Here is a 23,333-nt window from a genome sequence, read left to right as displayed (position 1 = left end):
GCCTCCTGAAATTTAAATAAATGCTTAATCTTTGCTTTACTTTGCAAATCCTTTAATTATATGGCTTTTTAGTATATTGCAATATGGAGAAAATCGTAATTGGCAGGTTTGATAAAGCAGACTTTCCGGCTTTACACCTCAACGATATTGCAGTAAAAATCGATACCGGAGCTTACACTTCATCTATTCACTGTGAAAACATTATTGAGAAAGATAATATTATTCATTGTACCTTTCTAGATGAAGAACATCCTTTATATAACAACAAAAAGTTTGTGTTCAAAGATTTCGACGTGGTCTTTGTACGAAGCAGTAATGGTATGATCCAGAAAAGATATATGGTGCAATCCAATATCAAATTGTTCAACAAAATATTTAAAATATCGCTTTCCCTTTCAGATAGACAGGAGATGAGGTATCCGGTTTTGATCGGAAGAAAGTTTTTAACCAAAAAATTCATAGTAGACACTGAGCTTATTGATGTGTCTTTTAATCAGAAGTTAGATGAAGATAAGAATTCTATCAAGAAATCCTAGATTGTATTCCACCAGTAGGCTAGTAGGAGCGGCGAAAAAAAGGAACCATGAAGTAGAAGTAATAGATCCCGTTAAATGTGATCTTATAATTGAAAAGAAAAAACCTACTATATACTACAAAAATCATTTTCTTGAAGATACAGATGCGGTAATTCCCAGGATCGGAGCTTCGGTCACTTTCTACGGAACTGCGGTAGTAAGGCAATTTGAAATGATGGGTACTTTTACTACTACAGAATCCCAGGCGCTGGTAAGAAGTCGGGATAAATTAAGAAGTCTTCAAATTCTTTCCCGTGCAAGGCTGGGATTACCAAAAACCGTTTTTACAAATTATTCTAAAGATGTAACGGAAATCCTCGAACATGTTGGAGGTGCACCGGTAATAATAAAATTACTGGAAGGAACCCAGGGACTTGGTGTGGTACTGGCTGAAACTCAAAATGCTGCTGAATCTGTTATTGAAGCTTTTAACGGGTTGCAGGCAAGAGTGATCGTTCAGGAATTCATCAAGGAAGCAGGTGGCGCAGATATACGGGCTTTCGTGGTAGATGGCCAGGTAGTTGGAGCTATGAAAAGACAGGGAAAAGAGGGCGAATTCAGGTCTAATTTGCACAGAGGTGGATCTGCTACAGTAATCCAGCTGACCGATGAAGAGGAAAATGCCGCCATAAAAGCCGCCAAAGCAATGGCTTTAGGAGTTGCGGGTGTAGATATGTTGCAAAGTAGCCGCGGGCCTCTGATCCTCGAGGTGAACAGCTCACCGGGACTTGAAGGGATTGAAGCAGCAACAGGAAAAGATATTGCAAAAACCATTATTAGATATATAGAAAGAAACGTATAGTATATGCCTCGTATAGACAAGAACAACGTTCTTGAAATTTTAGGTGAAAAAGTGCTTCCCGGTAAGAGCGCGACCATCAATTTCAATATGGCTAAGCTTTATACCACCACATCAGTGGAAGTTCCGGTTATTATTGAACGTTCTAAAAAACCTGGCCCGGTGGTGCTACTTACTGCCGGAATCCATGGAGATGAGATAAACGGTGTTGAAATTGTTAGGCAAATTATTTCAAAAGGGATCAATAAACCTCAAATAGGCACCATTATTTGCATCCCCATTGTAAACATTTTTGGCTTCCTGAATATGGCACGTGAATTTCCGGACGGTAGGGACCTAAACCGTGTCTTTCCCGGTAGTAAGAACGGCTCCCTGGCCAGTAGGTTTGCCTACCAGTTTGTAAAGAAAATATTACCCATAGCAGATTTTTGTCTTGATTTTCATACAGGCGGTGCCGCAAGATTCAATGCTCCACAAATACGTGTTAAAAAAGGAGATGAACAAAGCATTAAATATGCACGGATTTTTAACGCCCCTTTTACTATTCATTCCAAAACTATTATCAAATCATACCGGGAAACCTGTTCAAAATTAGGAATTCCAGTACTCCTTTTTGAAGGAGGAAAATCTTTAGACAGCAATAAAGATATCGCAAAATATGGCGTTGAAGGCGCCATGAGGATCTTAAGTCATTTAGATATGCTCGCTTCAAAGTTTGAATATCCAGATGTTAAAAAAGAGACCGTTTTAATTGAAAATAGTTCCTGGCTTCGGGCAAAATACAGTGGGCTCCTACATGTAAAGATCCCCTGCGGAAAACACGTTGAAAAAGGCGAATATATCGCTACTATTACTGATCCTTACGGAAAATTCAGACATAAAATAAAGTCCAATAGCGAAGGTTATGTTATTAATATCAATGAATCGCCCATAGTTTATCAGGGCGACGCGATTTTTCATATTTCGATGCAACCCAAAACAGAGGAACATGAACAAGGATGAACTAAGAAAGAAGTACAAAAAACTTAGAATAGAACTAAAGGCGGATGAGATTGAACACTTAAGTCTACAAATTGCCAATAAATCACTGGAATTACCCATTTGGGATTTTCGGTATTATCATGTTTTTTTAAGTATCGCCGAACAAAAAGAAGTTGATACTGAATTTTTATTACATATTTTACAGGGGAAAGATAAAGATGTAATCATTCCTAAATCTAATGCTGAAACGGGAGAAATGACCCATTTTTTGCTCACTGACCAAACAGTTATCAGGAAGAACAGATGGAACATTCCCGAACCACAGGGAGGAATTCAGATTAATTCTGAGTTACTCGATGTGGTCTTTATACCCTTGCTCGCTTTTGATAAAAATGGACATAGGGTAGGGTATGGCAAAGGCTTTTATGATAGATTTTTAGCGCAGTGCAAACCAAATATTGTGAAAATCGGGCTGTCATTTTTTGAACCTGTAAAGGAGATTAAAAAAGTTTTCAGCAGTGATATCCCATTAGATTATTGTGTAACACCAAATAAGGTATACGAATTCAGGGCTAAATAATTTTGCTTTGGTATAATTTAAATATTAATTTTAACCTACCCAATTGACTTGAATGCTTAGCGATCTGCAGTTAAACAGCATACTGGAAGATTTTGATATCGCTTATTGGAAAATAAACCTTTTTTCTAAAGAGATATCATGGTCTGAACATTTCAACTTTCTGGTCGGGAAACCAGAAATTGAAGAAGATAGATTTGAATTCTTTATCAATCATATCCTTCATCCCGATTATCGCTACGATTTCCGTATTCATTTTGAAAAACTGATTAAAGAGGACGAGCCTTTTAGTTTTGAAATAAAACTGAGACTGGATAATGGTAAATACCGCTGGTTCGAATGTAAAAATCAAAAAAGTAAAACCGAAAGGGAATTTAAGGAAACGGCAGTCCTACTGTTTGTAAATATTCATCAGAATAAAAGAGACCAGTACACGATTGAAGAAAACTTCTTTTACTATCGTGAAACGGCAGAAATGACCTCCACCGGAGGCTGGTATGTAGATACGGTGAACAAGAACATCTATTGGGATGATGTATCCAAAAAAATTATCGATTGTCCCCGGGATTTCCAGCCGGCATACGAAGATCGTATGCAATTCTACGCCGAAGAGCATCATAACAGGATGCGGAATGCTTTTGACAAATGTGAAAATTTTGGAATTCCGTTTAAACTGGAACTTAAAATGGTCTCATTCCAGAACCGTGAGTTCTGGGTAAGATTGACGGGGAAACCTGTTTATAACAATGAACAGACGGTGATAGGAATTCGAGGCGTTCTTCAGAATATTGATGAAAATAAAAGCAATGAGCTTAACCTACAGAATGCATTGGATATAATTGCCACGCAAAATTCCAGGCTTTTTAATTTTGCTCATATTGTTTCCCATCATTTGAGATCTCATAGTAGCAATCTTAGCCTCATTGTTGAACTATTACGGGAATCTAAAACAGATCGGGATAAACTAGACCTTTTGGCAAATGTGGAAGACGTTGCAGGAAACCTGGATTCGGCCATTTCAAGATTAAATGATATTGTTAGTATTCAAACTTCTTTACGCAAAGAGAAAGTAACGATTAGATTTGAAGAGGCGTTGGAAATCGTTTTAGCTTCTATTTCCTCTCTTATTAATCGAGAAAATGCAAAAATCGTCGCTGAATTTCAGGATTTGAAAGAAATTCGTTATATACCTGAGTATCTTGAAAGTATTTTACTAAATTTAATCACGAATGCAATCCGGTATAGACAACCGGGACGTAAACCAGTCATTTTTATCCAGACCTATGTCGAAAACGATAAAGAGTATTTAGAAGTTAGCGACAACGGAATGGGTATTGACCTCGATGAATACGGTGATAAAATGTTTGGAATGTATAAAACATTTCATCAAAGTAATCCTGAGGCAAAAGGAATTGGTTTATTTATAACCAAAAATCAGGTAGAAGCCCTTGGAGGGGCAATATCTGTAAGCAGTACCATAGATATTGGTACTACTTTTAAAATAAAATTCTAGATTCTATTTATTATGGGGCAAAAAGTAGAACTGGCGTGTATCATAGATGATGATAAAATATACGTTAACCTAGTGAAAAAGATCATTGAGATCAAAAAACTTTCTGAAAACTTACTTATTTATAAGAATGGCAAAGAAGCCTTGGATTATTTCAAGGAGATCATGGAAAATGCTACAGATGAAGACAAACTTCCAGACATCATTTTTCTTGACCTTAACATGCCGATAATGGATGGATGGGAGTTTTTGAATGAATTTATCAAGATCAAGAACAGTTTGCACAAAAAGATCACTTTGTACGTGGTTAGTTCTTCTATAGATCCTAGGGACCTGGAACGGGCAAAGTCGTTTAACCTGGTTACAGACTATCTTATAAAGCCTATCGAGTTGAAAAAATTCGAAAAGATCTTCGCCAGGACAGCCGCCTAATCAAATCAAAAATTATTTATTCTCGTTTTCTTCTTTAGGAAAGGCTTTTTTATTGAACACCAGCAACATGGCTACGCCCACACTTATAGCTGAATCTGCTATATTGAAAACCGGTTCAAAAAAAGTAAAATACTCTCCTCCCCAAAAAGGGATCCATTCCGGCAGATATCCTTTCCACAATGGGAAATACAACATATCTACTACCTTTCCATGAAAAAGGGAGCTATATCCTCCAGATTCCGGTAAAAAGCTCGCTACGTGCCCGTAACTATCATCAAATATGATCCCATAGAACACCGAATCGATAATGTTACCAAAAGCTCCGGCGAAAATTAGGGCGATAGAAAAAATAAGAATTTTTGAACCACCTTTTCTAACTGAATCCCACAACCAGTATCCAATTCCGACAATCGCTGCTAGGCGAAAAAGTGTCAAGGCGAGTTTCCCATATTCCCCGGGTATTTTTGTTCCCCAGGCCATTCCTTCGTTCTCCACAAAAAGAATCCTGAACCAGTCGAAAACTTCCACTTCTTCTCCTAAAGCAAAATGAGTTTTAATATAAATCTTGGAAATCTGATCAATTAAAAGAATCAGTATGATGAACAATCCGGCTTTTTTAAGGGACATGAATTTATTTTAGTTGAAAACGGGTCAAAAATACTAATATTATTTAGTTTTTTCGCACCATAATATCACCGTCTATACTGGTAAGCCTTAACGGATTTCGGCCAGGTAAAATTTTTGGAATTACTACCGTTCCATTTCGAGAATTTGCTTCTATCAAACCGGCACTGGTTTCTACAAAAATATTACCCGAATAGGTATTGATCACCGCACTTCCTGAAAAATTATTCAATTTGCAATAGCCCTGTTTTAAATCGGCGTACATAGATTTAAAAGCACCTTTGGCCTGCAAAGAAGCAATGTTGGATTTTATGGAAATTTCTAATCCTTTAGGAACTTCCAATTCAATCTCCAGGGAAAAAACTTTATGCGCACTCAGTTTATCAAATCCGCCGGCAAGTCTTTCAGGATAGTTAGTGGTAATTATTAAATTTTTCCCTTTTATTTCAGTTTCCAGAATAATATTATCGAAATATTCCCCTTCAGAATGAGTTTTAATTTTAATTTGAGATGTTTCAATAACATTCAGGCTTAAAAGAAAAACTTCATCTGTATTTATCTGAATGCCTGTAAGATTCTTTGCATCAATAATCTCTCTTGTTTCCCTTTGTCCAAAAGAAGAATTCGCCAGTAACAAAAGAATTACAATTAATAAACTTTTCATATTATTCCGCAAACAAAAAACGTCCAGTACCAAAAGATGGCTGGACGTTCTTTTTTAATACTTTCTGAAACCTAACGCTGCATATTCTTAGCTTCTATACTAAGAGTCGCGTGCGGGACCAAAAGCAATCTTTCTTTTGCGATAAGTTTACCGGTTACCCTACATATACCGTAGGTTTTATTTTCAATACGCATTAAAGCATTTTTAAGGTCCCTGATGAATTTCTCCTGACGTATTGCCAATTGAGAATTTGCCTCCTTACTCATCGTTTCACTACCTTCTTCAAAAGCCTTAAAGGTAGGGGAAGTATCGTCAGTCCCATTATTGCCGTCGTTCTTGTAGGCGTTTTGATAGATCTCAAGTTGTTCCTGAGCTTTATCAATTTTTTTTCTGATCAGCGTTTTGAATTCTGCAAGATCAGCATCGCTGTAACGTTCTTTTACATCTGTAGACATAACTTTAATGTTTTTTAATAAACAATCTGGTGGCGATATCATCAAATTCAACCGCGGCTCCTTCCTCTACCACCTCTGCAAATTCGAGTTTTGCAGTTAATGTTTCGTTTTTAATATAACTTATATTATCGTTAACGGCATCCTCGATCATACCGTCCTTTTGTAGGGTTACATCTATCGTATCAGTCACTTCGTAGCCTGAATCCTTGCGAAGGTTCTGGATCCTGTTTACCAGTTCCCTGGCAACACCTTCCTTCTTCAACTCCAGACTAATACTTACGTCCAGGGCTACCGTTAAATTGCCACTGCTGGCAACTAACCATCCTTCAATATCCTGCGAGGTAATCTCTACCTCATCTAAAGACAAATTAACTAAATTTTCATTTATTTCTACCTCTATTTCTCCATTTCGCTCAATTTTTGCGATATCTTCAGGAGTGAAATTGTTTACCTTGCTGACTATCAACTTAATATCTTTCCCGAATCTTGGACCAAGAACCCTGAAATTTGGCTTTATTTGCTTTATCAAAAGGCCTGAAGCATCATCGATCAGCTCTATTTCCTTCACATTTACTTCAGACTTTATCAAATCTTCAACTGCCTGGATCTCTTTCTTTTGAGCATCGTCAAGCACCGGAATCATTACTCTTTGCAGCGGTTGGCGCACCTTGATCATCTCTTTTTTACGAAGCGAAAGTACTAAAGAGGAGATCGTTTGAGCCTTCTCCATTTTACGCTCCAGAGATTTATCAACAAATTCTGGTTTATAAGCCGGGAAATCAGCAATATGTACAGATTCTGATTTGTCTTTCCCTGTTGCGACATTAAGGTCCTTGAACAGCCTATCCATAAAGAAAGGCGCTACCGGAGCTCCAAGTTTTGCAATAGTTTCAAGACATGTATATAAAGTTTGATAAGCAGAGATCTTATCCTGCTCATAATCTCCTTTCCAGAATCTTCTTCTGCTCAATCTCACGAACCAGTTACTCAAATTCTCCTGAACAAATTCTGAAATTGCCCTGGTAGCTTTAGTTGGTTCATAATCTGCATAGAATTTATCTACTTTCTCTATAAGAGTATGTAATTCTGAAAGTATCCACCTGTCTATTTCTGGTCGTTTCTCTAAAGCAACATCCTTTTCAGCATAACTGAATTTATCGATGTTTGCATATAATGTAAAGAAAGAATAGGTATTGTAAAGGGTTCCGAAGAATTTACGCTGGACTTCTCCAATCCCCTCAATATCAAATTTAAGATTATCCCAGGGATTCGCATTCGAGATCATATACCAACGGGTAGCATCAGGGCCGTAAGCTGCAAGGGTCTCAAAGGGGTCTACGGCATTTCCTAAACGCTTAGACATTTTCTGCCCATTTTTATCCAATACAAGCCCGTTAGAAACCACATTCTTATATGCAACATCATCAAAGATCATGGTTGCAATCGCATGTAGTGTATAGAACCAACCTCTGGTCTGGTCTACTCCTTCTGCAATAAAATCGGCTTTACGCCACTTATTTTCTACTTTTTCTTTGTTCTCAAATGGATAATGCCATTGGGAATAAGGCATAGAACCTGAATCGAACCATACATCGATAAGGTCTGCTTCACGTTTCATTGGTTTTCCTGATTCAGAAACAAGCGTGATTGTATCTACAACATTCTTGTGAAGGTCTACTTTATCATAGTTTTCTTCACTCATATTGCCAGGCTCAAAATCTTCAAAAATATCTTTTTTAAGAACTCCTGCTTCCACAGCTTTCGCCATTTCTTCTTTAAGTTCGGCCACAGAACCAATCACTTTTATTTCTGTTCCGTCTTCCGTTCTCCATATTGGCAGTGGAATACCCCAATACCTGCTTCTACTTAAATTCCAGTCATTCGCATTTGCCAGCCAGTTGCCAAAACGCCCTTCTCCGGTAGATTTCGGTTTCCAGTTTATGCTTTGGTTGAGTTCGTGCATCCTATCCTTGAATTCGGTAACTTTAATGAACCACGAATCCAGTGGATAATATAATATTGGTTTATCTGTTCTCCAGCAATTTGGATAACTGTGAACATACTTTTCAACTTTAAAAGCCCTGTTTTCTTCCTTTAGCTTGATCGCTAATTCAACGTCAACAGATTTTTCCGGAGCATGTCCATCATCATAATATTCGTTCTTTACATATTTCCCGGCAAATTCTCCCATTTCTGGCCTGAATTTACCCTGAAGATCAACTAACGGAACAAGATTTCCATTATCATCTTTTACCAGTAAAGGCGGAACTTCAGGAGTTGCCTGTTTTGCAACTAAAGCATCATCTGCACCAAAAGTTGGTGAGGTATGTACAATCCCGGTACCATCTTCAGTAGTCACAAAATCTCCTGAAATTACTCTAAAAGCATTTTCCGGATTGTCGTTTGGCTGGGCATAAGGCAGTAATTGCTCATATTTTATACCTACAAGATCTTTTCCCGTAAAGCTTTCTTTGGAAATCAAATAAGGAATCTTCTTATCCGCTTCTGAATAAGACTTCAGATCTTCTTCAGATTCCGCTTTTCTGAATTTCTTGTCGAATTGTTTTTCAGCAAGTTCCTTCGCTACAATAATCGTTATTGGTTCGAAAGTATATTGATTATAAGTTTTTACGCTAACATATTCAATCTTAGGACCAACCGTTAATGCCGTATTGGAAGGTAAAGTCCATGGAGTAGTGGTCCAGGCAATAAAATAAATACCCCCAAAATCCCCATCTAACTTCCCCAAAGGGGAAGAATTTAAAGGTGAATGTGCTGCTCCTCTCCCATCGGGGGAGGCTGGGAGGGCGATTAACTTAAACATGGCAGTAACCGTAGTATCGGTCACATCCTGATAGGTTCCCGGCTGATTAAGTTCATGAGAACTCAAGCCTGTACCAGCTTTTGGTGAATAGGGCTGTATAGTATAGCCTTTATAGATAAGATCTTTTTTGTATATCTCTGAAAGCAGCCACCATACGGTTTCCATATATTTGGATTTATAGGTAATATATGGATCTTCCATATCTACCCAATAACCCATTTTTTTGGTAAGATCGTTCCAAACGTCAGTATAACGCATTACTGCATTCTTACAGGCATCATTATACTTTTCAACACTTATCTTAGTGCCAATATCCTCTTTAGTGATCCCAAGTTCTTTTTCAACACCAAGCTCAATAGGAAGACCGTGCGTATCCCAGCCAGCTTTACGTTTTACCTGGAAACCTTTTTGTGTTTTATAGCGACAAAAAATATCTTTTATAGAGCGTGCCATTACATGGTGAATTCCCGGCAGACCATTGGCTGAAGGAGGGCCTTCAAAGAATATATACGGCTCTTTACCTTCACGGGTGGAAACGCTCTTCTCGAAAATATCATTCTCTTCCCAATAATTGAGGATTTCTTCCGCCACTTTAGGCAGGTCAAGACCTTTGTATCCAGGGAAATTTTTGCTCATTTTCTCCATTTTTCAAATGATGTGCGAAAATAAGGATTTTTAAGAAAAGAAGCTCTTATTCTAGCGTAAATTACTTGGCTTACAAATCTCACCTGAAAACTTAAACAGTTGAAGCTTAATTGATTTTAGTATGGAATCGCTTCTGTCATTATTCTTCCTTGCAGAGAGAATCCAATTCTAAGCATCTTCGCGAGCGGAGTATGAGGGAGGGAGCATGGCAAACTCATGTACTAATCGTGAGGAGACTGCTTCAGTTGCTTTTTTACCAACCAGTGACAACTAAAAAGTATAGGAAAGCGCAATGATCAAATTCCTTCCGGCAGCAGCAATACCAGACGAATAGGTACGATAACGCTGATCGGTAATATTCTCCAGGGAAACCGTGGCAAGCCAGTTGGAGTTTAATTTATATTGTCCTGTTAAATTTAATGTGTACCAGGCAGGAGAATAAGGATTCCCGTTAGCATCCATGGCATATAAATAGGGTTTGTCCTGCTCGCCCGGAGCAAGATCTTCAAAATCGAACTCGCCGTTATATTCCGCAAAAAGATCAAACTTTAATCTTCTTTTATTCCAGATCAAATGGGTGTTTCCAAACATGGGAGCGGCGTGCCTTAACGGCACATATTCATCTCCTTCATTTTCTTCTCCCTTGGTGTAACTAAATTGAGATTGCAGTCTTAATGCTACCGAAAAATCGACTTCAAGACCTGCTTCAATTCCGTAGACATATGCATTGGCGGCATTCTGAATTGCCTGCACTCTGCTTGGTTCTCCCTGGTAATCAATTTCAGTCACTCCATTAAGATTGAAATTACGACGTACCATGGCATCACCTAAATAGGTATAGTAGCCGGTAAGTCCTAACCTTATATTATCTGAAAAATTAAAATCGGCTCCCAATTCTGCATTGTAAGCATATTCTGGTTTTAATCCTGGATTCGGTACTACTACAGAACCCGGTTCAGAATCAAAAATTTTACCCACATCGTCTATATTAGGAGCTCTAAACGCAGTTGAAAGGCCTAGCCTCCAACCTACGAAATCATTTTGTCTCCAGTTCAGGCCAAGGCTTCCTGTTAGTGCACCGGTACTTATATCAGCCTTGTCAAAAGGAAAATCATAGAAACGATCATCAAAACTGGCATCTACCAGAATATGATTGTACCTGATGCCCGATTGCAAAGAAAGTCTTTCATTGACCTTCCACTGATAACTGGAATAAACCGCCATAGACTGCCATTGGGAACCATCGGGATATCGGCTGGCCGTTGGACCGGTTTCTGAAGTTTCAATATTTCTGAAACTTCCTTTGGAATCTATAGTATTCAGCACATATTCAACACCATAGAATAATTTACTTTCAGCAAAAGCTTTTTCAAAATCGAGATTTGAAGAATAGGCATCTACATTTTCTTCGGTTGAAAATAATATAAGATCCCCAAAATTTCGATCATTCCTGCTTTCTGCAAAAAATTGATAGGCACTGGTAAATTGAAGTTTGTCGAAAAACTGTGACCTACTTCTGTGATTGATATTTAAATTTCCCAGAAACCATTTTTGCGGCCCGTAATACCATTCCGCGGAGCGTAAAACCCCGTCCCGTTTTCTGTAAAGTCGGTCGTAACGAGGAAAATCTGAAGTTTCTGAATAGGTCAATCCCAGATTAAAATCCCAGTCTTTCGATGGCATATACTTAATTTTCTGAAGCAGGTTTAGTTGATCATAACCGGTAGGTTTTTGCACCAGGGGATCTGGATTTGGCACCATCACGTCCATTCCATTTTGACGCTCAGCGAACTCTGTTCTTAAATAATCATCGGGCCCGTGTTCGCCCATTTTTAAATCTCCAAAATCTGAATAGGTAACGCCGGTCCTGAATGCCCAGTTTTCCCTACCGATATTCACATCGGCATGTACTGTATTTTCATTATTTGCAGTGGCAAATCTGGTATAAGTATTCCCTGAGAACGAAGTTCCTTCGGTAAAACTAAATTTAGGCCTGAGCGTATAAAAATTAATCACCCCGCCAATCGCATCACTCCCATACACTACAGAACCTGGACCTAAAATCACCTCAGCATTTTCTACCATCAAGGGATCTACTGAAATTACATTTTGGAGATTTCCACTTCTAAAGATTGCCGAATTCATGCGTACCCCATCAACCGTTAACAAAAGCCGATTGGTTGCGAAGCCCCTAATCATTGGGCTTCCTCCGCCTAACTGACTTTTTTGCACATACACCTGCCCGGTACTTTCTAAAAGATCTGCTGAAGTCTGCGGACTCGCCAACTCAATTTCTGAAGGAGAAATACTGATGATCTTCTGCGGAATTTCATCCTTCTTAAGCCTGAAACGCGCTACAGAAAGGGTCACCTGCTCTAACTGATTTTCCAAAGATTCGAGGATGACGATATTATTATTGTTTTGGATCTCCCTTTTTCGGCGATAGGCTTCCACATGGGAAACAGCTTTAAAGATGATCACTTCAGTATCTGTAAATTGGGAAAGATCTGCTTTTCCTGAAATATCGGTAAGCGTATAACGGGATTTATCTTTATTGTAAATGGCTACATTTTCAATAGGCTCACCATTGTCATTACCCAAAACTGTAATTTCCTGGGCAAAAGTAATTGATGCTATCAATAAAAAAAGGAAAAGTAATTGTAATCGCATTTAACCGAAAATTTCTTTTAAAACACTGAGAGACTTTGGTTTCCTGAAGCCTTCAATATGTAATTCGTAATACAGCAAAAGTATATTCAGGAAATCATTTCTGGAACTTTGGTTCATTTTTATAGCTTCCAAGGCATCAAAATCGGTGCCTAAAAGGCTTTTGAGCAAATCTACATTTTTACCTTCTATACAATAATCATTTGAAGAAAAATCTTGAAAGACACCATCTAAAAGATTAAAAACAGGGAGATCTTTTATACCCATTTCCGGTTGGAATCCCAAATATTTGGTAAGCTTTAGAAGGAACAGGAGATGAAAATTGGCAATTTTATCTGAGGTATCCAAAACCTGAAAACTATACTCCAGATAATGAAACATTGGTTCATTTCGCTCTTCTTCCCGAATGGCGTTTCTTAACATCTCTGCCAGAAACATGACCATACTAAGCTTCACGGGATGGGTATGAAGGCTTTGGTAATTCCCTATAACTTTAGCTTCTTTGAGGTATTCTATTTTTCCGCCCCCGCGATGATTTGCTACAATCTCAAGTTGAGTAAGGCTTTGAAACATAGAAGCTTTAAATTTCCCTTTTCTCGACTTTAAAATACCTTTCAGCATATAAGTACAAAGCCCATCAGATAATGTGTAGGCTTTCACAATAAGATCGGCCTCAGCATATTTTAAAGCGCTTATAACAATAGCTTTAGTTTTGATAAGCATTATGGGAAATTTTGGCGTGAATTTATAAAAAAAGCCGCTTTTTCAAGCGGCTCTGTATATTTAAAAAGAAGATTGAAGTTATACTACTCCCTGAGCAAGCATAGCATCTGCAACTTTTACGAAACCAGCAATATTGGCTCCTTTTACATAATCTACATAACCATCTTCATCTGTACCGTGTTCCACACAGGACTCATGGATATCGTTCATGATCTCATGAAGTTTTTTATCTACTTCTTCAGCGGTCCAACTATATCTCATAGAGTTTTGCGACATTTCCAGACCAGAAGTCGCCACACCTCCAGCGTTGGAAGCTTTACCAGGCGAGAAAAGAATTTTTTCTTTCTGAAATACTTCAATAGCCTCAGGAGTACTAGGCATATTAGCTCCCTCACCAACACAAATACATCCGTTTTTCACTAAAGTCTTTGCATCATCCCCTTCCAGCTCGTTCTGGGTGGCACAAGGAAGTGCAATATCACATTTAATCCCCCATGGGGTTTTACCTTCATGATATTCGGCTGAAGAATATTCATCAACATATTCACTAATTCTTCCCCTTCTTTCATTCTTCAATTCCATGATGAACTGAAGTTTCTCTGCGTCAATACCGTCTTTATCATAAATAAATCCTCCGGAATCTGACATAGTCACTACTTTAGCTCCTAACTGCGTAGCTTTTTCAGCAGCAAATTGTGCAACATTTCCGGCTCCGGAAATCACCACGGTTTTACCTTCTATACTTTCACCCTTTGTTTTTAACATATTTTGGGCAAAATACACATTTCCATAACCTGTAGCTTCAGGTCTTATAAGAGACCCTCCATAAGAACGGCCTTTTCCGGTTAAGATTCCGGTAAACTCATTCTGGATCTTTTTATACTGACCAAATAAAAATCCAATCTCGCGCCCCCCTACTCCTATGTCTCCGGCAGGCACATCACAATCTGCTCCTATATGTCTTTGCAGTTCTGTCATAAAACTCTGGCAGAATTTCATCACCTCATTATCTGATTTTCCTTTTGGGTCAAAATCTGAACCTCCTTTACCGCCACCCATTGGTAATGTAGTAAGACTGTTTTTAAATACCTGCTCAAAAGCAAGGAATTTAAGGATACTAAGGTTTACAGATGGATGAAAACGCAAGCCCCCTTTGTAAGGTCCAATTGCAGAATTCATTTGAATTCTAAAACCGCGATTCACCTGAATATCACCATTGTCATCTAACCAGGGTACTCTGAACATCACTACTCTCTCTGGCTCTACCATTCGCTCGAGAAGCATTTTGTTCTGGTATTTTTTATTTTTTTCTATAAAAGGAATTACCGTTTCTGCCACCTCATGAACCGCTTGCATAAATTCTGGTTCGTTTTGGTTTCTGGTTGACACCTTTTCCAGGAAATTTTTGATGTTTTTTTCCATAATGATGGGCGCTGTTATTAAATTATAAATTTTACATCTAATTTGTGTCGCAAATATAAATATTCTTTAAGGATTAAAAGTTTCATTCCAGTATTTGATATAAAATTAACTTTTAGCTTTAAACCTCGCCATAATACTAAGGCTTATTAGATTTCCGTTATGGTATTTTGCTATATTTGCCATTACTGCAAGCCAATTTTCATGATTAACACCAGGGCATTCTTTATAACAAGTTTGGTTCTCTCGCTTTGGTCGGGGACATCCTTTGGGCAGTTAAGTATCTCTAACGAATTAGGGATCATCACCGGTCCAGCTGGTTTTTTTACTGATTATGGCGAGCGTTATAACCTGCGAAACAATCTCGAAAATGAAGGCTATGGTGTAGGTTTGGTACATTATATGAATTTTGCTTTTAAACCTGAGTGTAGCTGCCGTCCCACAAAATTATGGTTTACCAGGCATTTTAGAATTCGTAATGAAATTGATTACTTACGTTCAAATCTGGAACATTATGGACCTGTAGCTTCTAAAAATAGTGAAGGAGGCCGGCAGTTAAGAGCCATGCATGGAGAAACCCAACTAATTGAAGCCGGGGTTTCCCTGGAATATCATTTTTTAGGAATTAAGGAAGCCCGTGATTTTGCCGCACTCTTCGCACCATATATCAGCCTGGGAGTGCATTATGTATATTATGATCCCAATGCTTATTCTGATTTGGGTCCTTTAGACAGTCCAAAAGTATTATTCCCTACTTTTGACGACGGCTTATTCCTGGAAGAAGGCAGTACTTTTGCGATACTCGGTAGTGCAGGAGTTCGTTACAGACTGGGCAGGTTCAACGATCTGCAATTGGAAGCCAGAGCCACTTACTACGATACCGATAAGCTTGAAGGCCTTGATGTACAGGGACCGCAAAATAAATTCAATGATTTTGTTCTTTGGTTAAATATAGGATATATCTACTACCTGGATTTTTAAAAAGCAATCTCTTCGGAATTTATAATTTTTCCTCCTTTTCTTAAGATATCAATTTTAGCTTTATTAAAGGCATCTTCATTTAAAGCTCTTGTTGCATCTTCCAATAATATCGCCTGAAAACCTTCAGCTAAAGCATCCATAATTGAAAAATACACACAGAACTCGGCCGCAAGACCTGCAAAATAAAGCTCCGTTGCTCCTTTCTCCTTTAAATAACCTGCCAGGCCGGTAGATTTTTGATGAGCATTATCGTAAAAACCGCTGTAGCTGTCTATCCTGATATTTGTTCCTTTCCTAAAAATAGCCTCTATCCCAGAGGTTTCAAGATCAGGATGAAAATTTGCGCCATCGCTATTTTGTATGCAATGTTCCGGCCACATCACCTGGTCTAATCCATCCAGTGTGATCACTTCAAATTCTTTGGCCCCTGCGTGAGAAGAAGCAAAACTAGCGTGTTTTTCTGGATGCCAGTCCTGAGTGGCTATCACCAGGTCAAATTTTTCCTGTAGTTGGTTTATAAGAGGTACAATCCTATCCCCATTTGGAACAGCCAGTGTCCCGCCAGGCATAAAATCGTTTTGTGCATCTATAATTACCAGGGTTTTCATCACATTCTTTTTTTATAGGATTTAATAAGCTTCTCACGTTCCTCCCTAAGCAGTTCGCTAATTCCAATTTTATAGATATGCGGATTATTAAAACGCTTATATTCTATGGGTAATTCTGAAAGTCGGGTAAGGCTGTAGTCAGAAATTTCTTTCAAACTTCTTTTATCAATAAGGATTTCGCCATTTTCCATTACTTTATGAAGGAGGGCTTCCTGATGATATTTCTCCAAATTCATCGATTTATAAGGCTCAAAAGGATGGAACATTTCTTCCACCCTGTTTTCATGATATAGGCCAATAGCGTCTGCGCCAATACATTTTCCATGATCATCTTTTATCCTGAAAACCTGCTTTTTATGCGGAAGCGTTATTTTGAAAATACTTTCAGAAATTTTAATTCGAGGTTTGCTGTTGGAATATGCCAGCTTATAAACCCCATCTAAAGCCCCATCTGGATCGCCCGTAACTAAATTAGTTCCAACACCAAAAATATCTATGGGAGCCTGTTGCTCCAGAAGGCTTTTTATAACATATTCGTCTAACTGATTGGAAGCTGCGATCTTTACATATTCCAGGCCTGATTCATCAAGTAATTTTCTACTTTCTTTTGCGAAATATGATAAATCTCCGCTATCCAGGCGTATAGCCAGTAATTGTTCGCCCTGAGCTTCCATTTCTTTCGCCACCTTTATGGCATTGGGAACTCCACTCTTTAAAGTATTATAAGTATCTACCAGCAATACGCAATCCTTAGGCCTTCCTTTGGCAAAATCTCTGAAAGCTTCCAATTCATCATCATAACTTTGAATAAATGAATGTGCCATGGTTCCTGAAACCGGAATATCAAAGTCTTTTGCTGCTACCACGTTACTAGTACCATTAAAACCGCCGATCATTGCCGCTCTGGTCGCAAAATAGCCTCCTGAAGCCTGAGCCCTTCGTAGACCAAAATCCAGTAATCCCGAATCACCTGCAACCAGCCTTATCCTACTCGCTTTAGTAGCAATCAAGGTTTGGAAATTAAGAAGGTTCAAAAGAAGGGTTTCAATGATCTGTGCTTCAATGATATTCGCTTCCACCTGAAGTATGGGCCTGGTAGGAAAGACAATATCACCTTCTGCTGTTGAATAGATTTTTCCTGTAAACCTGAAATTTGTCAGGTATTTTAAAAAATCGTCTTCAAATCCCTGTGATTCCAGAAATTTAATGTCCTCATCATTAAATCTGAATTCAGAAATCACTTCAAGAAAATTTTCTAATCCCGCAAAGACCGCATACCCCCCTTCAAAAGGTAATTTTCTAAAATAATAATCGAAAATTGCGCTATGATTTTTCTGGCCTTGCTTAAAATATACCTGAGCCATTGCCAACTGATACTGATCTGTATAAGTCGCAGAGAAGTTGTTCATGTTTTTAAATTTGGTTAGCCAATGCTTATTTTCTTCAATTTAGTTTGATATAATTGAAGATCTTCCTCACTGAATAAAACAAATTTAATCTTTTTAATATTTTCAATTTCCGATAAGGTGGCTAAAAGTGTATTAAAAACAACCTCTACCGCCAAATCTGTTGGATATCCAAAAATTCCTGTTGAAATGGCCGGAAAAGCGATGGTAGCAATTTTCTTTCCTTCGGCTAATTGGATGCTATTCCTGTAACAGGACGCCAGAAATTCACTTTCTGGTTGATCCTTTCCATACACGGGTCCCAAACAATGAATTACGTAATTATTTGGTAACTTATAGGCTTTGGTGATTACGGCCTGCCCAGGTTTTATAGGCGCCAGGGATCTACATTCTTTATACAAAGCTGGCCCAGCCGCCTTGTGAATCGCTCCGGCTACTCCTCCACCTGGAGCAAGTTCTGCATTTGCGGCATTTACCACGGCTTCCACATCCGGCTGATCGGCTATATCTCCTTTTACCACCTCAATTTCAATATTTTGTAATATAAATCCCATGGTTTTTATAGGATAATTTAAGAAATAATTGAAACTGAAAAAAGATGTGCTTAAAGTTTAATTTTCAAGATCATCGGAAATCGAGATCTGATAGGCCTCATTTTCCATCGGCAAAAGTTTAGCACTTTGTAATTCAAAAGTATTTCCATTGTGGATCCACGGGATCTCTTCCGAAGCATTATCAGCATCATAGCCGGTAAACCAGGCGAAATCTATATCCTGATAATAAGAAGTAATCTTAAGGGTATATACCTCTCCTTTTTTATCCCATTCAATTAAGAATTCACTATCGTTGGGAATAGGTTCCGCAGTCTCAGGATCACCGCTATCAGAAATATAAATCGTGGTCATATCTCGTGGCTTAAACCACAAATAGGTATTATCCCATTTTTCACCATAGGTTTCTGGATTCACCAGAGCAATAGGATTACAACTGGCAAAGCCTAAAAATAAAATAGCTAAGGAAAAAAGTTTTAGTTTTTGGTTCGAAATAAAACCGTTAAAATGTATTGGGGCACTCGTGTATTTTTGGAATACACTTTTTAAAAATATCATATAAAATTTTTCGATACAGTAGGCGCTGAATCGAAGTAGAAAATTGGGGCGCGGCGAAAATAGAATTATTACCGAGGTTCAAAAAACAAAAGCCTGATACTAACTAAATTTTAATAATTCTTGTCCGGTTTTTTCCGCCAAAACCAGATAACACCGATAAACTGTATTCTGCCGGGATTCTTTATATGAAATATCTTGCTTATTCGCTACTTAGCATAAAAAAAGAGGCTGTCTAAAAGTTCTTATTTCGTCAAGCTGAATCAAGTTCTGGATGACGTTTTCTCGACTTTTAAACAGCCTCTTCTTAAAATGAATAGATTCGTATCCTTATACTTTCTTATAACTGGAATTATATTCTTCCATCAAATTCATGATAGCATTCATCAATTCTTTTGTTTCCAATAATATATTGAAATATAAGGTGGTATTTTTAGGACTTGATTCTTCAGTTCTCGTTCTGGCAACCTGTTTTTCAACTTTATCGGAAATCCTGTTCAGGATCTCATCTTTAGATGCTACAATCCCGCTTATTTCCTCGAATTTCCTTTCTGTAAAAATCCTGTCTATTCTACCTAATAAATCTGTTAGGATATCATCTATCTCTTTAAGATCTGTGATTTGATTGTATCTTAGAGGCTTGTGATTGTTATTCACGTGCTTATAACTCTTTTTAGAGATATATTCCAGAGACTGCGCTATATCTGTTAAATATCCTAAAATGGTAATATAAAAACTACTTCCTCTTACACTCGTCTCATCCAGGCTCTTTATAAAAAAGAAAATATGGTCCCTCAGATCCTCAATTTCGGCCTCCAGCTTGGCTACTCCTTTCTTACTCTTCTTTAGTTTTTTCTTATCCTGCTTGGAAAGGCCGGTTAGCACATCTGAAAATATCTTGTTAGACCTTGAAACTACGTTTGAAATATTATCGGCACTTTCAGCAATAATTCCCTGTACGGTTTTGCTTTCCGACTTTTTGAGGCCGGATTTGTCTGCTTTTTCAACAGATTTTTTCTTGTGCGATATATAGTTTCGAATAAGCAGGCCAATAGCTGCCAACAACAAGATGGCAATAGCAGGTCCTCTTCCGAGGAAAATAATATAGGTTAAAATGCCCGCAGCTGTAAATGCACTAAATGCTGTGAAGAACCAACCACCAATCACATTAAGTACTCCGGCAACCCTATACACTGCACTCTCCCTTCCCCAGGCTTTATCTGCAAGCGAGGTTCCCATTGCTACCATAAAGGTAACATAGGTGGTAGACAAGGGTAATTTATAGGAAGTTGCGATTGAAATTAAAACACCGGCAACGGTAAGGTTGATCGCTGCCCTGATCATATCAAAAGCGGGCTGCTCTTCAGCCTTATCTCCCACTAGAATCTCGTCTGGTTTGTTAAAACTCTTACTGATCTTTCTCTTGGCGCCAACTGGCATAATACTTTTTAATCCGGCAGCCAGGGTTGTACTTCCTGAAACTACTGCTCGTGAAAGCATATTAGGGTTGAACTTTTCAGTTCCGTGTCCCTGTCTTGAAAGACCAATTTCTGTATCAGCTACACTCCTGGCCTTTTTGGAGAACCATAAAGTAAGTACCATAATACCTCCCGAGATAAACAATAAAATGGGTTCTGCAGGCACTTTGGTTCTAAGAACTTCCATAGAAAAAGTAGAAGCTGCCTGTCCAGATGCTGCCCATGCTTCATAAGAATGATAAGCCGCCATTGGAACACCAATAAAGTTAACCAGGTCGTTTCCAGAGAATGCCAGCGCTAAGCCAAAGGTTCCTATTGCAATTACTATAATAAGTATACTCTTTTTAAAGATTTTCATATATAACCAGGAGAACAGTGTCCAAAATACAAAGCTCACTCCCACAACTATCATCCACTGGCTTGCCAGCACATCTTTGAAACTATCATAATACGGAGTTCCCTTCAAACCTTTAAAGAATATAAAGTACCCAATTGCTGTTAAGCAGAAACCCCCAAAAAGAGCTCCAAAATTCTTTACTCTTTTTTCATATTCAAACGAAAATACCAGTCTTGAAAGCCATTGTACAATGGCACCAATAGTAAATGCTATAATTACAGAGAGGAATATCCCCGATATTATCTCAGTAGCTTTATCTGTGTTTATATAGCTGGTAAGATTTGCCATAGTTTGCGAATCTGAAGCGCTAATTTTGATAAGTGCCATTACTACCGCCGCACCTAATAATTCAAATACGATAGAGACTGTGGTAGAAGTAGGCATTCCCAGTGTATTGAAAAAGTCCAGCAGGAGGATATCGGTAATCATGACGGCCATAAATATGATCATGATCTCATCAAAATAGAATTGCCCGGGCATAAAGATCCCTTTTCTGGCCACTTCCATCATACCACTGGAAAAAACAGCGCCAAGGAAAATTCCTAAACTGGCAACAATCATAATGGTCCTAAAAGAAATCGCCTTAGAACCAATTGCTGAATTTAAAAAGTTTACCGCGTCATTACTAACCCCAACCACCAAATCTGCGATGGCCAGAACCACTAATGCTACTAACATTAATAAATAAAAATTCTCCATTCTATCGTATTTAAACGGTGCAAGTATCCAATCAATTTAGGGATTAACTGTTACCAAATTGTTATATTTTAAAAATGAAAATCAAAACCAGCTCTAAAGCTTATCTTATCCTGTTTTCCGTTCTGCTCAGCATAATTAATATCTGTCTGGATTTTTAACTTATGGCCCACAATATACTTAGAAGCTCCTAAAGTATATACTTTCCTATCCAGCAAATTGGTAATCTCATTAAAATCGTTCATGGAATATCGCGCTGCAATCTCGTAATTATTCTTAAATAAGTACCCTGTCTGGATATTAAAGGCATTCCCTTCAGCTACCACAAAATCAGGAAGATTCGTCTCATTGGACCTTCTGGCCAGTGGTTCATCGGCATCTCTCTTTGCATATTCAGTCAAAAAAGATAATCCTCTATACTTAAATACCGCGTCAAAAAAGATCGTGGTTATATCGGTCTCATGAATCCCCCCATTTTCAAGAAGCATAAAATCTCCCTGATTACTTCTTGTTTTTACTGCATCATTGTTGAAATCGTACACAGCTCCCACCATTAATTTCGGTATTTCCTCTCTTTTTAGATCAGCTTCTATATAATCACCTTCTTTCTCAAACTCCCCAAATGGTAGAACCTCAATTCTACCAGTATATTGAAAACCTCCCATATTACCAACGGTTATATTTCTACCTTCTCCCTGGGAAAGCGCAAATTTTTCTTTAAGCACAAATTCTTTTCCGAAATTGATCTTATGATGGAGCTGAAGGCCAATATCCCTATCAATGTTAAAATTACTATTGAGAATAGATCGGTCGATGAATTGAAGATCTCCTGATGAGATTACCCGCTCCACATTACCCGGTAGTTTAGCCTGGCCTGCCCAAAGTTCAAAGTTTTCATAGAAATTCCAAATTAATACAGCATCTAAAATATACCTAGGAGCGTCCCCAGTAAATTCATTGGCACCGGAAATATCAAAATTAGAAAGTCCCAGCTCGATATTATATTTAAGTTTAGGGGTAAGAGCCCAGCCATTAAATTTTAATCTTGCCCTTCTTATAAAAAAAGCCTGTTCCGGGTCCTCGTAATTTCCATCATCATAATCCCATGAAGTCTCAGATCTAAATTGTATCCTGGGAGCAAATTTTACACTAAATGAACTGTCTTTAGCAGTAAAATTGATCAATCCCTTACCAAAAGAGGTATCGCTTATTTCCTGCGAATGCAGATTAAATCCCAGCATTAGAAAAGCCAGAATGGCCAATTGAGCAGCTTTCATCCAAATCGTATTTTAAGTTTTTGTCAAAGGCAAATTAACGCCACCAATGTTAACTTAACATTTCCTAATGGTTAAAAATAGAAAATCATCTATACGAATAAAAAAGGCCGCCTAATAGACGGCCCTACACACTGATGAAATCTAGTCGACAAAAACTTTACGATTTTTAGTGTGTACTAAAGAGAACACAAATAAAACCTATACATATAAACAGGATGTAAAGGCTATATTAAATTAAAATTAAGGAATGGGAACTTTAAAAATGTAAGCTAAGTTTATGCTTCGGGAAAGTATTAAAGCAAAAAAACCAGCCTCGTTAAAGACTGGTTTTACTTTTTTGCTCCTCCTCTTGGGCTCCCTTCGACTTCGCTCAGGATAAACTTCCCGCCCAAATCATATTACAAAAAAAACCCACCATTTGGTGGGTTTCAGTAGCTCCTCCTCTTGGGCTCGAACCAAGGACCCTCTGATTAACAGTCAGATGCTCTA

General features: G+C 38.1%; 20 protein-coding genes. 7 read left to right on the top strand and 13 right to left on the bottom strand.

Annotation, left to right across the window (positions count from 1 at the left end):
* Window positions 1-83 precede the first annotated feature (83 nt).
* Genes Q1K34_RS01320 through Q1K34_RS01295 form a run of 6 tightly spaced genes read left to right on the top strand, consistent with a single transcriptional unit; the run spans window position 84 to window position 4,874 of the window.
* Window positions 84-536 (top strand): RimK/LysX family protein, encoded by a 453-nt coding sequence (locus Q1K34_RS01320; protein ID WP_300433866.1) that lies wholly within the window; start codon window positions 84-86, stop codon window positions 534-536.
* Window positions 505-1,377 (top strand): 30S ribosomal protein S6--L-glutamate ligase, encoded by an 873-nt coding sequence (rimK, locus tag Q1K34_RS01315; protein WP_300433865.1) that lies wholly within the window; start codon window positions 505-507, stop codon window positions 1,375-1,377. Before Q1K34_RS01320 ends, rimK begins: the two co-directional genes overlap by 32 nt.
* 3 nt (window positions 1,378-1,380) lie before the next feature.
* Window positions 1,381-2,376, top strand: a complete 996-nt coding sequence (locus tag Q1K34_RS01310) for a succinylglutamate desuccinylase/aspartoacylase family protein (RefSeq protein WP_300433864.1) — start codon at window positions 1,381-1,383, stop codon at window positions 2,374-2,376.
* Window positions 2,363-2,935, top strand: coding sequence for a 5-formyltetrahydrofolate cyclo-ligase (locus Q1K34_RS01305; RefSeq protein ID WP_300433863.1), 573 nt, complete (start codon window positions 2,363-2,365; stop codon window positions 2,933-2,935). The genes Q1K34_RS01310 and Q1K34_RS01305 overlap by 14 nt, the downstream gene beginning before the upstream one ends.
* A 52-nt stretch (window positions 2,936-2,987) precedes the next feature.
* Window positions 2,988-4,445 carry a PAS domain-containing protein gene (locus Q1K34_RS01300; RefSeq protein WP_300433862.1) on the top strand — a complete coding sequence of 486 codons (1,458 nt, stop codon included), beginning with the start codon at window positions 2,988-2,990 and terminating at the stop codon, window positions 4,443-4,445.
* A gap of 12 nt (window positions 4,446-4,457) precedes the next feature.
* The gene (locus Q1K34_RS01295; protein ID WP_300433861.1) at window positions 4,458-4,874 is read left to right on the top strand and encodes a response regulator; all 417 of its coding nucleotides are present in this window, start codon (window positions 4,458-4,460) and stop codon (window positions 4,872-4,874) included.
* Window positions 4,875-4,886: 12 nt separating this feature from the next.
* Here the strand turns inward: Q1K34_RS01295 and Q1K34_RS01290 are convergent, their stop codons facing one another.
* The 7 genes from Q1K34_RS01290 to gdhA all read right to left on the bottom strand — a co-directional run bounded on the left by Q1K34_RS01290 (window position 4,887) and on the right by gdhA (window position 14,898).
* Window positions 4,887-5,501, bottom strand: coding sequence for a lipoprotein signal peptidase (locus Q1K34_RS01290; protein WP_300433860.1), 615 nt, complete (start codon window positions 5,499-5,501; stop codon window positions 4,887-4,889).
* A 43-nt stretch (window positions 5,502-5,544) separates the two neighbouring features.
* Complete coding sequence (locus Q1K34_RS01285; protein ID WP_300433859.1) at window positions 5,545-6,162, bottom strand: hypothetical protein; 618 nt, start codon at window positions 6,160-6,162, stop codon at window positions 5,545-5,547.
* Between the two features lie 71 nt (window positions 6,163-6,233).
* Window positions 6,234-6,617 carry a TraR/DksA C4-type zinc finger protein gene (locus Q1K34_RS01280; RefSeq protein WP_300433858.1) on the bottom strand — a complete coding sequence of 128 codons (384 nt, stop codon included), beginning with the start codon at window positions 6,615-6,617 and terminating at the stop codon, window positions 6,234-6,236.
* 4 nt (window positions 6,618-6,621) lie between these two features.
* Entirely contained in the window at window positions 6,622-10,077 is a 3,456-nt protein-coding gene (gene ileS, locus Q1K34_RS01275) for an isoleucine--tRNA ligase (RefSeq protein WP_300433857.1), read from the bottom strand.
* A 279-nt stretch (window positions 10,078-10,356) separates the two neighbouring features.
* A complete protein-coding gene (locus tag Q1K34_RS01270; protein ID WP_300433856.1) occupies window positions 10,357-12,756 on the bottom strand; it encodes a TonB-dependent receptor in 2,400 nt (799 codons plus the stop codon).
* Complete coding sequence (recO, locus tag Q1K34_RS01265) at window positions 12,757-13,476, bottom strand: DNA repair protein RecO (protein WP_300433855.1); 720 nt, start codon at window positions 13,474-13,476, stop codon at window positions 12,757-12,759.
* Window positions 13,477-13,554: 78 nt separating this feature from the next.
* Entirely contained in the window at window positions 13,555-14,898 is a 1,344-nt protein-coding gene (gene gdhA / locus Q1K34_RS01260) for an NADP-specific glutamate dehydrogenase (protein WP_300433854.1), read from the bottom strand.
* A 201-nt stretch (window positions 14,899-15,099) separates the two neighbouring features.
* On the opposite strand from gdhA, the gene Q1K34_RS01255 reads away from it, so the two are divergent.
* Window positions 15,100-15,876, top strand: a complete 777-nt coding sequence (locus Q1K34_RS01255) for a glutamate dehydrogenase (RefSeq protein ID WP_300433853.1) — start codon at window positions 15,100-15,102, stop codon at window positions 15,874-15,876.
* Here Q1K34_RS01255 and pncA read toward each other — a convergent pair.
* The 6 genes from pncA to Q1K34_RS01225 all read right to left on the bottom strand — a co-directional run bounded on the left by pncA (window position 15,873) and on the right by Q1K34_RS01225 (window position 22,844).
* A complete protein-coding gene (gene pncA / locus Q1K34_RS01250; protein WP_300433852.1) occupies window positions 15,873-16,484 on the bottom strand; it encodes a bifunctional nicotinamidase/pyrazinamidase in 612 nt (203 codons plus the stop codon). The two genes, Q1K34_RS01255 and pncA, sit on opposite strands and share 4 nt — an antisense overlap.
* Window positions 16,484-17,893, bottom strand: coding sequence for a nicotinate phosphoribosyltransferase (locus tag Q1K34_RS01245; RefSeq protein WP_300433851.1), 1,410 nt, complete (start codon window positions 17,891-17,893; stop codon window positions 16,484-16,486). The genes pncA and Q1K34_RS01245 overlap by 1 nt, the downstream gene beginning before the upstream one ends.
* Window positions 17,894-17,907: 14 nt before the next feature.
* Entirely contained in the window at window positions 17,908-18,444 is a 537-nt protein-coding gene (locus Q1K34_RS01240; RefSeq protein ID WP_300433850.1) for a macro domain-containing protein, read from the bottom strand.
* Between the two features lie 57 nt (window positions 18,445-18,501).
* Window positions 18,502-18,999 (bottom strand): hypothetical protein, encoded by a 498-nt coding sequence (locus Q1K34_RS01235; RefSeq protein WP_300433849.1) that lies wholly within the window; start codon window positions 18,997-18,999, stop codon window positions 18,502-18,504.
* 327 nt (window positions 19,000-19,326) lie between these two features.
* A complete protein-coding gene (locus Q1K34_RS01230; RefSeq protein ID WP_300433848.1) occupies window positions 19,327-21,570 on the bottom strand; it encodes an inorganic phosphate transporter in 2,244 nt (747 codons plus the stop codon).
* 68 nt (window positions 21,571-21,638) lie between these two features.
* Window positions 21,639-22,844 (bottom strand): porin, encoded by a 1,206-nt coding sequence (locus Q1K34_RS01225; protein ID WP_300433847.1) that lies wholly within the window; start codon window positions 22,842-22,844, stop codon window positions 21,639-21,641.
* Window positions 22,845-23,333 lie beyond the last annotated feature (489 nt).

This window comes from Christiangramia sp. (genome assembly GCF_029937855.1).
GTDB lineage: Bacteria > Bacteroidota > Bacteroidia > Flavobacteriales > Flavobacteriaceae > Christiangramia.
Note: the sequence above shows the minus strand (reverse complement) of the source record. Positions and strands in the feature narration are given on the sequence as shown.